Origin of the sequence: Microbacterium sp. NPDC058342 (assembly GCF_042723935.1) — a bacterium.
Lineage (GTDB): Bacteria > Actinomycetota > Actinomycetes > Actinomycetales > Microbacteriaceae > Microbacterium.
In genome coordinates, this window is the sequence record NZ_JBHXID010000001.1 from 1254926 (window position 1) to 1266679 (window position 11754).

The window sequence follows — 11754 nt, forward strand, 5'->3', positions numbered from 1 at the left end:
GGTCAGTCGGCTGTCTTGGTGACGCCGGCGAGATCGATGCGCGAGTTGATCGAGTCCTTCGGGAACCCGGACACCCCGGGCGTGAGCGCGGTCAGCGTGGCGCCGTTGTACAGCCAGTCCGCGGCGTGGTCCTCCGAGACAATGCGAGCCGCCTCGCGGAGCAGTTCCGCCGACTTCTCGGGATCCAACTCGGCCTGAGACCGCGCGTACAGCTCCTGCACCTCGGCGTCGTCGTAGCCGAAGTAGTAGTCCGGGTCCGCCCAGTTGCCGAAGTCGCGCGGTTCGACGTGCAGCACGAAGCTCAGCTCGTAGTCGTGGTTCGTGTAGACGTCCTCGAGCCAGGCGGGGAACTCGACGCGGTCCACCTCGAGGGAGACGCCCACCTTCGCGAAGTCGGAGACGAGCACCTGCGCGACGGTCGTGCCGTAGAACGAGGGGATGGTCAGCGTGAGGTCGAGCTCCTCCTGGCCTGCCTCCTTCAGCAGATCCCTCGCCTTGGCGGGATCGTACGGCGCCACCTCGGCGAGGTCCTCGTAGCCGGGGTCGAGCTCCGGGATCGGGCCGTACAGCGTCTCACCGGCGCCCACGGCCTCCACGAGCGCCTCGTGATCGATCGCCAGACGCAGCGCCTCCCGCACGCGCACATCGTCGAGCGGGGCCTTGGCGTTGTTGAAGGCCAGGGTGGCCTTGTCGGTCGTGCGCCCGGTCGTGATGACGAACTCGTCCGCCGAGTCCTCGAGCTGGGGGACGAGGTTCGGGTCGACGGCCGTGAGCACGTCGAGCGTGCCGTCGAGCGCGGCGTTCACGCCCGCGGTGAAGTCGGGGATGTACTGGAAGGTGACCTCGGCCAGCCCCGCCTTCTCGCCCCAGTACTCGTCGTAGCGGTCGAACGTGATCGCGCTGCCCTTGGTCCACCGGTCGAGGATGAACGGACCGGTGCCGTTCTCCGCGGTCTTCAGATCGGTGGTCTCGCCCTTCTTGAAGACCAGGCCGGCCGGGCCGGTGAGGGTGAACAGGAAGTTCTGGTCGGGTTCGCTCAGGGTGATCTCGACCGTCTGCGGATCGGGCGCGGTGATCGTCGACACGACGGCGAACTCCGCGTTGCCCTGGATGCCGGCGTCGTCCTTGACCGTGGTGTACGAGGCGACGACGTCGGCGGAGGTGAGGGCGGTGCCGTCATGGAAGGTGACGCCGTCCTGCAGCGTGAAGGTGTAGGTGAGTCCGTCCGACGAGATCTCGTGCGAGGCGGCGAGACGGTCCTCGATCGTGCTGTCCTGTGTACGGGTGACCAGTCCCTCGTAGATGTTGTCGACGAGGATCTGCTCGAGGGCGGCGCCGCTGGTGCGGCGGATGTCGAGGTTGGAGGGTTCGAGGACCAGGCCGACCGTCAGGTCGGCATCCGGATCGGGCTTGCCGGGCGAGGTCTCGGCCGGCTCGGGAGAGCCGCCGCAGGCGCTGAGCACGAGCGCGCCGGCGGCGAGGGTGCCCAGGGCCGCCAGGCGGGCGGATCGGCGGGTGGTGGTGAAAGCAGACAAGGGTGTGTCCTCTCGGGAGGGTGCTGTGTGTCCGGGTGGTCAGCGCGGAGTGCGGTCCAGTGCACGGGCGGCGACGGATGCGAGGAACTCCGGTGCCGTCTCCTGCACGTTGTGCCCGGCGTCCACGGGCAGGACGTCCGCGGCCGGCAGGCGGCGCATGAACTCCGCGACGTCGGTGTCTCGGAGGAAGCCGTGCGTTCCGTGCACGAGCGTGACACGTCCCGCGGCGTTGGTGAGGTCGGCCCAGGGGTTGACCGTCGCGGTGGCACGGTTCGCGGCGTTGAGCGCGTCGAAGGCGTGCCCGATGATGTGGGCGAAGTGATGCTTCCACTCAACGCGCCCGTCCTCGCGCACGCGCGTGTTGAAGAAGACTCCGCGCTCGGCGTCTTCGCGAGCGCCTCCGAGACCGAAGTGCTGGGCGCGGTCGACGGCCTCGTCGCGGGAGGCGAAATCGGTCACCGCGTAGAAGTCGCGCAGCACGGCGGGTGCGGCATCGGTGTCCAGCCCCGGCACGATGTCGACGAGGATGAGCTCGCGCACCAGCTCCGGATGCCGGGCCGCCACGACCGCAGCGGTGAGCCCGCCGAGGGAGTGGCCGACGAGCAGCTGAGGCGCTGCGGTCCATGCGCTCATCGCCGTCACGACGTCGGCGGCCAGCGAAGCGGGGGAGTAGTCGGCGTCGCCGCGCCAGGAGGAGTCGCCGTGGCCGGTGAGATCGATGACGAGCGCGGGCCTTCCGAGCAGGAGCACCACCGCGTCCCAGGTGTGCGCGTTCAGCCCGGCCCCGTGCAGGAACGTCACCTCCGGAGGCTCGTCGCCGAAGCGGAGCGCGCTGATCGTGCGCCCGTCGCCGAGAGGCAGGCTGATGCGTCTCGCCGGGGGGACGGCGGTGCCCAGGCGCTCGGCCTGCGCGGGCAGATAGCGGAACTCGCTGGTGTCGGTTGCCACGGCCATATTCTGCTCCGCAGAGCAGCTGCGCGAGAAATGCGAGAGCAATTCAACATGACACATACCGACACAATGCGCATTCCGCTGTCTAAAGAGCGATCACGCTTGGCAATATGAGGGCGAAGGCGACCATGGTCGATCGGCGCGATCCGGATAGGCTGGGTGCATGACCGAGCCTCGCGTGCACCTGTCCAAGACCGAGCCTGCCGCATACCAGGCGCTGGACGCGTTCTCGAGGACCGTGGGCGACATCTGCGCCGCGAACGGCATCGAGGACAGGCTCAAAGAGCTCGTCATGCTGCACAGCTCGCAGCTGAACGGCTGCGCGTACTGCACCCGGGTGCACGTCGATCGGGCCCTCGCTGCGGGCGTCGACGTCGACGTGCAGATGCAGATCGCCAGCTGGCGCGAGAGTCACGTGTTCAGCGACCGTGAGCGAGCGGCGCTGGAGCTGGCGGAGGCCTTCGTCTTCATCTCCGAGGACGGTGTCCCCGACGACGTCTACGATCGCGCACTGGCGGTGTTCACCGACAAGGAGTATGCGGCGTTGAGCTGGGCCTGCGTCTCGATCAACGCGTTCAACCGCCTCGTGATCGCCGGACGCTACCCTGTGGCGCCCCGGGCGGCCCGATGACGGTGATCGATGTTCCCGGGGTCGCGAACCTCCGCGACGTCGGCGGGATCCCGGCGGGCCGATCACGAGTGCGAGAAGGGGTGCTGCTGCGCTCCGGCCAGCTCGCAGGGCTCACGCCTGACGGCGTCCTGCGCCTGCGCGAGCGGGTGCGCCACGTGATCGACCTGCGCGACGATGCCGAGGTCGCCGCGGAGCCGTCGGCTCTCACCGGCGTGACGACCTCGCGGATCCCGCTGTTCCTGGGCTCGGTGGGCTCGTTCTTCGAGCAGGACATGGATCTCGCCGGGATGTACCGTCATCTCATCGACGAGGGCGCGGACCGGTTGGTCGACGCCCTGCGGATCATCGCGGCGGGTGAGCCGACGCTGGTGCACTGCACCGTCGGCAAGGATCGAACGGGGGTGACGGTCGCGCTCGCGCTGAGTGCCGTCGGCGCGGACCGGGATGCCGTCATCGCGGACTATGCGCTCACCGCTTCGCAGCTGCCCGCGGCGCGCAACCGCGCCGTCGTGCAGTACCTGCGGGCGCACATGCCGGATGCCCGCAACGCCATCCAGCTCGCGACGCAGTCGCCGGCGCCGGTCATGACCGAACTGCTCGAGGACATCGACGCGCGGTACGGATCGGCGGCCGGCTACCTGCGAGAGGCGGGGCTCACGGATGCGGAGCTGACGGCGCTGCGGTCCGCGCTCGTCGTCTGACACGCCTTCCTCGAACGCGTGGCTGGGGAAGGTTAGGCAACCCTTCGCTGAATGATATGATCGATGCATCATGAGCATCGTCGAGACCCACGCAGGCGGCCGCGCCGCACGCCGGGCATCCCGGCGACCGCAGGTGCAGCACCTCATCACGGCGGACGAGAACTCGCTCGCTGAGCTGGAGGCTCTGCTCGCGACGCTCCCGCTCTGCGCCGTCGGGCGCGTGTTCGTCGAGGTCCCCGAGCCGGGTGATGCCGGCGTCGTGATCGCACCCCCGCGGATGACGGTGACCTGGTTGTCGCGCACGACCCGCGCCGGCATCCGCCGTGCCAGCGGCGAGGCGCTGACGCGCGCCGCGAACGCGTGGGCCGATGAGATGCTCTGCGAAGAGACCGACCCGGTGCTCCGCACCGAAGCGACGCTGCTGGGCGGTTACGTGAGCACGGCCGACATCGTCGAGCACCTCACCGAGCGCCATGGCGTCGCGGCCGACGCGATCCACGCTCCCGCTCGCTACGGACTGCCCGTCTTCTGACGCCGGGATCCGGCCAGCTATCGGCGCGCAGAGCGCAGGTAGCCGCCGTCCTCCAGCCCCGCCTCGATCTCGAAGCGGTTGCGCAGCGCGTCGCGACCGGCGAGCAGGTACAGCACCGGCATGAGGAAGCCGTATCGCCGCCACTGCCGTCTGTGCACGGCCTCGTGCCGCAGCACGGCATCGGAGGGGTCCACGTCGCCCGTCAGGTAGCATCCGCCGACGCAGACGCCGCCGCGTCCGAAGGCCCAGCGCGGCAGCCCGCGGAACACCCAGAGTCCGCCGCGCCGTTCGACGGGACCGGTGCTCCACAGTCCACCCCAGACCCACCCCACCGCCGTGCCCCACCAGTAACCGAGCGTGCTGATCGGCGGGCGAAGGAGCACCGACGGAATGCGGCGGTCGAGCCGCCGGCCGCGTTCGAGCGCCCGCTCGGCGTCGCGGTGCAGGTCGTCGCTCATGCCACCGCTCCGATCAGGCGAAGCACCGCGCCCATGTCCTGCACGGCATCAGCGGGCGTGCGCGGGGCGAATCCCGCGATGGTGGCGCCTGCGAGCGGCATCGTCTCGCGCACGCTCTTGATCGCCGCGACCAGTGCGGATGTTCCGATGCCGAAGGGAGCGGCATCGGACACGCCCTCGAAGTCGCCGGGGTCGATGACGTCGACGTCGATGTGCACCCAGACCTTCGTCGCGCCCGTCGCCCGCACGGCGGCCGCGACGGCCGCGGGATCCTGCGCATCGTGGGGGCTCAGCGCGGTGAGGCCCGACAGCGCGTCCAGCTCCTCCTCGTCGATGCTGCGGGCACCGAGCAGGACGACGCGTTCGGGTGCGATCGCGGGGGAGAGGGCCAGCTGGGCTTCGCCCTCGCCGAGGACCGCCCGCAGCGCCATGCCGGAGAACGCGCCGGACGGTGATGACTGCGGCGTGTGCAGGTCGGGGTGCGCATCGCACCACAGCACGGCGACGTCGGAGGTGTCGAGTGCCGACAGGGCGAAGACGCTCACGCTGCAGTCGCCACCCACGAGTACGAGGTGGCCGTCCGTCGCGGTGATCGAGTCGCGCATCAGCTCGCGTACCCGCAGGAGCGAGCTGAGCCGGCGCACACCCGTGTCGAGCGACTCGCCCGCTTCGAGCGGGACGTCGAGGATCGTGGTGTCCCGGCGGGGAAGATCCCCGGCGATGGCGTTCGCGCCGTCGACGAGGAGCATTCCCCGGGCCGAGGGTGACCCCTGCCATTGCGGGACGATGAGGAATCGGGTCATGGTGTCTTCGAAGTGGAGAAGAAGGGGGGTGGATGCCGACTGTTGGGCATCCACCCGCCTGATCATTCTGCTTCGATCGCGGCCTGCGGCCGGCCGGCCTTCAGCTCGGCGAGCCGGGCCTCCACCTCGGTGAGCTCTCCGAGATCCTCGAGGCTCTCGAACTGGGCGTCCAGCGAAGAGGCGGCGATCTCGGCCTTGCCCTGGGCCAGTGCCTCCTGACGGCGGATCTTGTCCTCGAAGCGGCCGAGCTCGCTGGTGGGGTCGAGCACGTTGATGGAGCCGATGGCGTCCTGCACCTTGGTCTGCGCCTCGGCGACCTTGGCGCGCGCGAGCAGTTCGCTGCGCTTCGTCTTGAGCTGCCCGAGCTTGTCCTTCATGCCGTTCAGGCCGCTCTTGAGCTTGTCGACGATCTCGGTCTGCGCCGCGATCTGCGGTTCGGCGGCCTTCGCCTCGCGCTCTTCGCCGATCTGGCGCTGCAGAGCGATCTTGGCGAGGCTGTCGAACTTGTCGGCGTCGGTGGTGTTGCCCGCGCCGCGCAGCTCATCGGCCTTGCGGCTCGCGGCGAGCGCCTTGTTGCCCCATTCGTTGGCCGCCCGCACGTCCTCTTCGTGGTCGCGCTCGAGCAGGCGCAGGTTGCCGATGGTCTCGGCGATGGCCGACTCGGCGTCCGCGATGTTGTTCGTGTAATCGCGCACGAGCTGATCGATCATCTTCTGCGGATCTTCGGCCTGGTCCAGGAGCGAGTTGATGTTGGCACGGACGAGCGTGGAGATGCGTCCGAAGATGGATTCCTTGGCCATGGTGTGTGGTTCCTTTTCTTCTCGGATGGTTGTCTTGCCGTGTACGTGTCTGGTCAGGTTAGAGGTCGATCTGATGAGTCGCGATCAGGCGCGGGATGGGGTTCAGAAGTGGCCTCCGCTGCTGCCGGAGAAGCCGCCTCCGCCTCCGCCGAAGCCGCCCACGGAGAAGCCGCCGCCTCCTCCGCCGAAAAAGCCGCCGCTGCTCCCGCTGCTGCCGCCTCCCCAGCCGCCGCCTCCGCCGCCGAGGATGCCTCCTCCGCCTCCCCAGCCTCCGCCTCGGTGGTGGTTTCCGGCAGAACCGATGAGAATGCCGCCGATGAGGGCGCCGAGGTTGTCGTTCCCGCCTCCGCCGCCGTTCCAGCCGCTGTAGTCGTTCTGAGCGAGGCGCAGGGCCTCGGCGGCGAGGGTGTCGGCGCGCTGCGCGAGCGCGAGGGCCTGGACCGGATCGGTCGGGGCGACGGCGTGGGCCTGGGCGAGGCTTCCCTGCGCTTCGGAGAGCCGTGTGCGCGCGGTCGACATGATCGAGCCGCGGCGGTTGAGGATGAAGCTCTCCGCCGACGAGATCTGCATCTGCGCACGCTGCATCGCATCGCCGAGCATGGCGGCGGCGCGCTGGATCCTGGCCTGCTCGTCGCGCGCGTGCGCGATGACACCGTCGATGGCGATGTTCGCCGCCTCCAGCACGCGCAGCGCCTCGACGGGGTTGCGACCCGCTGCACCGAGCTGACTCTGCGCCTGGCGGATGCCCTGCTCCGTGGCCGCGACGGCCTGGGCGACCGCACCGTGCGCGTCGGGCAGCGAGCGAGCCGTCTGCAGGTCGCTGGAAAGCTCCGCGATGAGGGCAGCGGCACGATCGTCGGCATCCTTCAGCGACTTCTGCAACTGCTCGACGGCATCCTCCAGCTGCGTCGCCTGCTGCACGGCGCCCTCTGCGGCGCGCACCGAGACGGCCGCGTCGCCGGTCTTTCCGGCGGCGATGAACCCGTCGGCGGCCTCAACCTGCGCGTCGGTGAAGGCGAGGCGGGATCGGGCCTGCGCCGGGTTGTCGGCGACGGGCGAGATCGCTGCGGACGCATAGGCGGTCGTGAGCGCGGCGAGGATCTGATCGGCGCGATCGACCTCGGCACCGGCGGCGGCTCGGAGCTTGCGCACGTTGTCCAGCGCGGCCGGGGCGTTCTGCTCGAGCTTGCGCAGTTCGTCGAAGTCGGCCTTGCGCTCCTCCAGCACCTTCGTCGACGCGGAGCACAGCTCCAGGATGCGCTGCGACCACTCGAGCTTCTGCTCGTCGGTGTCGGGAATCTCGTCGTCGAGCTTCTGCTGCAGGGAGAAGGCCTCGTTCAGATTGCTGCGTGAGGTCTGCAGCGCCGTGACGAAGTCGCCGATCACGTCGTCGCCGAACTGGGCGCGCGCGTACTCCATCTCCTGCTCGCTGGAGCGCACGAGATCGTCGGTGCGCACGAGCGCGATGTTCGCCTGCTGACCGATCTCGGCGAGCTGCGCCTGACGCTTCGCCTGCTCGGCCGCGCGCTTGCGGGCCCGCCGGATCAGCAGCACGACGATCACGACGATCACGGCGATCAGCACGATGACGCCGAACACCGTCCAGCCCATCGCCGCACGCGCCGGTCCGTCGACCAGCATCTCCTGCACCTGGGCCGCCGCCGCATCGATCGATCCGGCCCAGTCGTCGCCGCGCAGTGCGGGGAGCATCGCCTCGGTGATCTGCGTGCGGTCGGAGACCGAGATCGGGCCGCCCTGGTCCGGACCCGCGATCGCGAGCATGCGACCGCCGGTGGATACACCGACCAGATACTGGTGGTCGTTGAAGCCGTTGCCCGAGGCGGTACGGGCGACCCAGTCCCTCTCGTCGGTGGCGCCGGTGAACTCGGGGACGAAGACGACGAAAAGGTCGAGTCCCGTGTCCGCGCGAAGCTTCGACAACCGGGCGTCGGCGGTGGACAACTGCTCGGCGGAGAGCACGCCGCTGATGTCCGTGACATTGCCGGAGCCGGTGAGCGGCCCCGGATCCGTGGCGGAGGCCGCGCTCAACGAGAACCCGCCCAGGACCGTACCGAGCAGGACCGCGACCCAGACCAGCCACCGTTGACGCATACTGTTCCCTCCGACCGGCAGCCGTGCCCCCATGCGACGAGTCTAGGCAAAGCGGCCGACACGCGACAGCCTCGTGAGGGCGATCCCCGTTCGCCCTCAGCGAGACGCATACGCTGGATGGCATGGACGACAGGTACGGCAGCGATGTGCTCGCGGCGGGATGGCGGGAGCGCGGCTTCGCGAAGGCGAGCGACGTGCCCGCCGTGAAGGATCTCGTCGTCGAGGTGGCGGCCGACGGCTACTGCGGGGCGATCACGCGCGTCGAGGCCGGGATGGTCGAGCTGGAGGACTGGAAGGGCCGCCGCCGCAGCTTCCCGATGGGCGGTGGTTTCCTCGTGGAGGGCAAGCCGGTGCGCCTCGTGGTGCCGAAGGCCGCACCGCAGGGCGCCCGGCGCACGGCATCCGGCTCGTTCGTCGTCGCCGACGACCGCGCCAAGGTCGCGCTTCCCAGTCGCATCCTGGTCGAGGGCCGGCATGACGCCGAGCTGGTGGAGAAGGTGTGGGGCGCCGACCTGCGCGTCGAGGGGGTCGTCGTCGAGTACCTGCAGGGCATCGACCTGCTCGACGAGCTGCTGACCGAGGCGCCGCCGAACGCGACGCGCCGCTACGGTGTGCTGGTCGACCACCTCGTGCCCGGCTCGAAGGAGACCCGGATGGTCGAGCAGATCCTGCGCGGCCCGCACGGGAAGCACCTCAAGATCGTCGGTCACCCGTACATCGACGTCTGGCAGTGCGTCACGCCGGCCGCGATGGGCATTCGCGCCTGGCCGCAGATCCCGCGCGGCACCGACTGGAAGACCGGCATCTGCCGCGCGTTCGGCTGGCCCGCCGAGGACCAGGCCGACATCGCGCGGGCGTGGCAGCGCATCCTGTCCCGCGTGACCACCTTCCGCGACCTGGAACCGGCGCTGCTGGGGCGGGTCGAGGAGCTCATCGACTTCGTCACGGCACCGGCCTCATGAGCGGACGCTCCCGCGGATACCCTGGAGGGATGTCAGAACCCCGCACCTTCCGCGAAGAGCCGGTCTCGTTCGTGCGGCGCAGCGGCCGCATGTCCGAGGGACAGGAGCGGGCCTTCGAGGAGCTCGCTCCCTTCTATCTGCTCGACGTGCCGCGCGACGTGGCGTTCACCTCCGTGCATCCGGACGCTCGCCTCGACGTGGAATCCGTCTACGGCCGCACCGCTTCGCTGATCGTGGAGATCGGCTCGGGGCAGGGGCACGCGATCGTCTCGGCCGCCTCGACGCGCCCTGACGACGACTTCCTCGCGGTGGAGGTGTTCCGCGCAGGCCTGGCCAGGACCATGCTCGACGCCGACCGCGAAGGCGCGCGCAATCTGCGCCTGATCGAGGCCAACGCGCCAGAGGTCCTCTCCACGTATCTGCCCGCGGGCGCGGCATCCGAAGTGTGGATCTTCTTCCCCGACCCCTGGCACAAGAGCCGGCACAACAAGCGGCGCCTGGTGCGTCCGGGGTTCCCGACGACGGCGGCGCGCGCGCTGGCCGACGGCGCGGTGCTCCGGCTGGCGACCGACTGGGAGGACTACGCGGTCCAGATGCGCGAAGTGCTCGACGACGCGCCCGAGTTCGAGCGGGACTTCGAGGGGGAGTGGGCGGAGCGCTTCGACGGCCGCGTGATGACGGCCTTCGAGCGCAAGGGCATCGCCAAGGGGCGCGACATCCGCGACCTCACCTACCGCAGGGCGCCGCGGGCGTGACCGCCGCCGTCTGGCGCCGGCTCGGCCCTGCCGTTCTCGTGTGCCTGGCGGCACCCGCGTTCTTCGTGCTCGGCTGGAGCTGGGCGGGCTGGGTACTGATCGCCACCGGCGTCGGGACCGCGGCGCTAGTGGAGCGAGGCGCGCCCCGGACGGTCAGCGTCTCGGCGGGGCACCGCCCGACGTGGGAGATCGGGCGGAAGCGGATGCCATCGCTGACGCGCGATCTCGCCCTGATCGCACTCGGGATGGTGATCGTGCACGCCATCTCGCTCGAGGCTCAGCTCGACGACCTCGCGATGCTTCGATTCACGCTCGCCCTCGGCGGCGCCGTGGCCGTGCCCTACCTCGTGTCGCGTTTCGTGCTCCGCGAACGGGCGATCTCGTTCCCGTGGCGGGCGCATCGTCCGTGGAATCGCTGGCAGTGGGGCTGGCTGGTCGCCGTGCTCGTGCTGGGCTGGCTGATCCTGCCGTTCTACTTCATCACCAGCGGCGTGTACCTGAACTGGCCGGTCGTCGACTCGCCCGAACTGATCGGACGCCTCTTCGTCGGCGTCGGCGCGGTGGGCATCTGGGACGAGCTGTTCTTCATCTGCACGGTGTTCGCGCTGCTGCGGCGCCACCTCCCCGATGCGGCGGCGAACGTGCTGCAGGCGCTCGTGTTCGTATCGTTCCTGTGGGAACTCGGCTACCGCGCGTGGGGTCCCGTGCTGACCATCCCGTTCGCGCTGCTGCAGGGCTGGATCTTCCTGCGCACCCACTCTCTGGCGTACGTGGTGACCGTGCATCTCCTTTTCGACGCGGTCGTCTTCGCCGTGCTCGTGCACGCGCACAATCCGGGCCTTCTGCCGTTCTTCCTCGTGTGACGCTCGCCGTGCGGGCCGCACGGAGGAGAATCGACGAATGCTGATCACAGGTCTCGTCCTCGCCGCCATAGCCGGCGCAATCCACGTGTACATCTTCATCCTGGAATCCGTGCGCTGGACCGCTCCGGCCACCCGTCGCATCTTCGGCGTCGCCAGCCAGGCGGATGCCGAGACCATGCGGCAGCTCGCTTTCAACCAGGGCTTCTACAACCTCTTCCTGGCGATCGCAGCGCTCCTGGGCGGTGTGCTCGTCCTCGCCGGTCAGCAGACGGTCGGTGTGACGCTGGCGCTTGCCGCCACCGCGATGATGCTCGCCGCCGCGCTCGTGCTCGTGCTCTCGGACCGAACGAAGCTGCGCGCCGCTGTGACGCAGGGCGCCGTCCCGCTGCTGGCCGTGGTGGCCCTGGGCGTCTCACTCGCGTGAGGCGCCCGGCACCGGCCGCGCAGCGTGTTGTGACGGTGCCGCGCGGGCGCCTCGCGCGGCGCGGAGCAGCGCTGCGCGAATGATAGGCTCGTTGAGTTCGCCTCCGTAGCTCAGCGGATAGAGCGCCGGTTTCCGGTACCGTAGGTCGCAGGTTCGATTCCTGTCGGGGGCACGAACGAAGAAGGCCGTCCCGCAGGGGCGGCCTTCTTCTGCGTGAATGCCGTGGC

Annotated in this window: 13 protein-coding genes and 1 tRNA gene; 8 read left to right on the forward strand and 6 right to left on the reverse strand. The window is 69.7% G+C overall.

The features are described from left to right. Window positions 1–2: 2 nt before the first annotated feature. Window positions 3–1535 carry an ABC transporter substrate-binding protein gene (locus tag ACFWHT_RS05655; RefSeq protein ID WP_378826272.1) on the reverse strand — a complete coding sequence of 511 codons (1533 nt, stop codon included), beginning with the start codon at window positions 1533–1535 and terminating at the stop codon, window positions 3–5. Window positions 1536–1574: 39 nt separating this feature from the next. Beyond that, window positions 1575–2489 (reverse strand): alpha/beta fold hydrolase, encoded by a 915-nt coding sequence (locus ACFWHT_RS05660; protein ID WP_378826274.1) that lies wholly within the window; start codon window positions 2487–2489, stop codon window positions 1575–1577. A gap of 160 nt (window positions 2490–2649) precedes the next feature. Here ACFWHT_RS05660 and ACFWHT_RS05665 point away from each other — a divergent pair, with 160 nt between their 5' ends. The 3 genes from ACFWHT_RS05665 to ACFWHT_RS05675 all read left to right on the forward strand — a co-directional run bounded on the left by ACFWHT_RS05665 (window position 2650) and on the right by ACFWHT_RS05675 (window position 4350). Beyond that, window positions 2650–3117, forward strand: coding sequence for a carboxymuconolactone decarboxylase family protein (locus ACFWHT_RS05665; RefSeq protein WP_378826276.1), 468 nt, complete (start codon window positions 2650–2652; stop codon window positions 3115–3117). Continuing rightward, window positions 3114–3818: a tyrosine-protein phosphatase gene (locus tag ACFWHT_RS05670; RefSeq protein WP_378826278.1), complete on the forward strand. Its 705-nt coding sequence runs from the start codon at window positions 3114–3116 to the stop codon at window positions 3816–3818. The genes ACFWHT_RS05665 and ACFWHT_RS05670 overlap by 4 nt, the downstream gene beginning before the upstream one ends. A 70-nt stretch (window positions 3819–3888) precedes the next feature. After that, window positions 3889–4350 (forward strand): SIP domain-containing protein, encoded by a 462-nt coding sequence (locus ACFWHT_RS05675; RefSeq protein WP_378826280.1) that lies wholly within the window; start codon window positions 3889–3891, stop codon window positions 4348–4350. A gap of 17 nt (window positions 4351–4367) precedes the next feature. Here the strand turns inward: ACFWHT_RS05675 and ACFWHT_RS05680 are convergent, their stop codons facing one another. From ACFWHT_RS05680 to ACFWHT_RS05695, 4 genes are all read right to left on the reverse strand, one after another. After that, window positions 4368–4808 carry a Fe-S oxidoreductase gene (locus tag ACFWHT_RS05680; protein WP_378826282.1) on the reverse strand — a complete coding sequence of 147 codons (441 nt, stop codon included), beginning with the start codon at window positions 4806–4808 and terminating at the stop codon, window positions 4368–4370. Then, window positions 4805–5611: an arginase family protein gene (locus ACFWHT_RS05685; protein WP_378826284.1), complete on the reverse strand. Its 807-nt coding sequence runs from the start codon at window positions 5609–5611 to the stop codon at window positions 4805–4807. The genes ACFWHT_RS05680 and ACFWHT_RS05685 overlap by 4 nt, the downstream gene beginning before the upstream one ends. A 62-nt stretch (window positions 5612–5673) precedes the next feature. Continuing rightward, a complete protein-coding gene (locus tag ACFWHT_RS05690; RefSeq protein WP_378826286.1) occupies window positions 5674–6411 on the reverse strand; it encodes a PspA/IM30 family protein in 738 nt (245 codons plus the stop codon). Window positions 6412–6513: 102 nt separating this feature from the next. Then, on the reverse strand, window positions 6514–8523 hold the full coding sequence (locus tag ACFWHT_RS05695) for a TPM domain-containing protein (RefSeq protein WP_378826287.1): 2010 nt from the start codon (window positions 8521–8523) through the stop codon (window positions 6514–6516). A 122-nt stretch (window positions 8524–8645) separates the two neighbouring features. Here ACFWHT_RS05695 and ACFWHT_RS05700 point away from each other — a divergent pair, with 122 nt between their 5' ends. From ACFWHT_RS05700 to ACFWHT_RS05720, 5 genes are all read left to right on the forward strand, one after another. Next, window positions 8646–9485: a DUF3097 domain-containing protein gene (locus tag ACFWHT_RS05700; RefSeq protein ID WP_378826289.1), complete on the forward strand. Its 840-nt coding sequence runs from the start codon at window positions 8646–8648 to the stop codon at window positions 9483–9485. Window positions 9486–9514: 29 nt separating this feature from the next. After that, complete coding sequence (gene trmB, locus ACFWHT_RS05705; protein WP_378826291.1) at window positions 9515–10240, forward strand: tRNA (guanosine(46)-N7)-methyltransferase TrmB; 726 nt, start codon at window positions 9515–9517, stop codon at window positions 10238–10240. Continuing rightward, on the forward strand, window positions 10237–11103 hold the full coding sequence (locus ACFWHT_RS05710) for a CPBP family intramembrane glutamic endopeptidase (RefSeq protein ID WP_378826293.1): 867 nt from the start codon (window positions 10237–10239) through the stop codon (window positions 11101–11103). Before trmB ends, ACFWHT_RS05710 begins: the two co-directional genes overlap by 4 nt. A 37-nt stretch (window positions 11104–11140) precedes the next feature. Continuing rightward, window positions 11141–11527, forward strand: a complete 387-nt coding sequence (locus ACFWHT_RS05715) for a DUF1304 domain-containing protein (RefSeq protein WP_378826294.1) — start codon at window positions 11141–11143, stop codon at window positions 11525–11527. A 99-nt stretch (window positions 11528–11626) separates the two neighbouring features. After that, window positions 11627–11699, forward strand: a tRNA-Arg gene (locus ACFWHT_RS05720). Window positions 11700–11754: the final 55 nt, after the last annotated feature.

What these genes read in the sequence shown, in the direction of transcription:
- ACFWHT_RS05695 (WP_378826287.1), bottom strand. Translation starts at nt 8,523, where the DNA reads ATGCGTCAACGGTGGCTGGTCTGGGTCGCGGTCCTGCTCGGTACGGTC.
- trmB (WP_378826291.1), top strand. Translation starts at nt 9,515, where the DNA reads ATGTCAGAACCCCGCACCTTCCGCGAAGAGCCGGTCTCGTTCGTGCGG.
- ACFWHT_RS05680 (WP_378826282.1), bottom strand. Translation starts at nt 4,808, where the DNA reads ATGAGCGACGACCTGCACCGCGACGCCGAGCGGGCGCTCGAACGCGGC.
- ACFWHT_RS05665 (WP_378826276.1), top strand. Translation starts at nt 2,650, where the DNA reads ATGACCGAGCCTCGCGTGCACCTGTCCAAGACCGAGCCTGCCGCATAC.
- ACFWHT_RS05670 (WP_378826278.1), top strand. Translation starts at nt 3,114, where the DNA reads ATGACGGTGATCGATGTTCCCGGGGTCGCGAACCTCCGCGACGTCGGC.
- ACFWHT_RS05675 (WP_378826280.1), top strand. Translation starts at nt 3,889, where the DNA reads ATGAGCATCGTCGAGACCCACGCAGGCGGCCGCGCCGCACGCCGGGCA.
- ACFWHT_RS05715 (WP_378826294.1), top strand. Translation starts at nt 11,141, where the DNA reads ATGCTGATCACAGGTCTCGTCCTCGCCGCCATAGCCGGCGCAATCCAC.
- ACFWHT_RS05685 (WP_378826284.1), bottom strand. Translation starts at nt 5,611, where the DNA reads ATGACCCGATTCCTCATCGTCCCGCAATGGCAGGGGTCACCCTCGGCC.
- ACFWHT_RS05690 (WP_378826286.1), bottom strand. Translation starts at nt 6,411, where the DNA reads ATGGCCAAGGAATCCATCTTCGGACGCATCTCCACGCTCGTCCGTGCC.
- ACFWHT_RS05700 (WP_378826289.1), top strand. Translation starts at nt 8,646, where the DNA reads ATGGACGACAGGTACGGCAGCGATGTGCTCGCGGCGGGATGGCGGGAG.
- ACFWHT_RS05660 (WP_378826274.1), bottom strand. Translation starts at nt 2,489, where the DNA reads ATGGCCGTGGCAACCGACACCAGCGAGTTCCGCTATCTGCCCGCGCAG.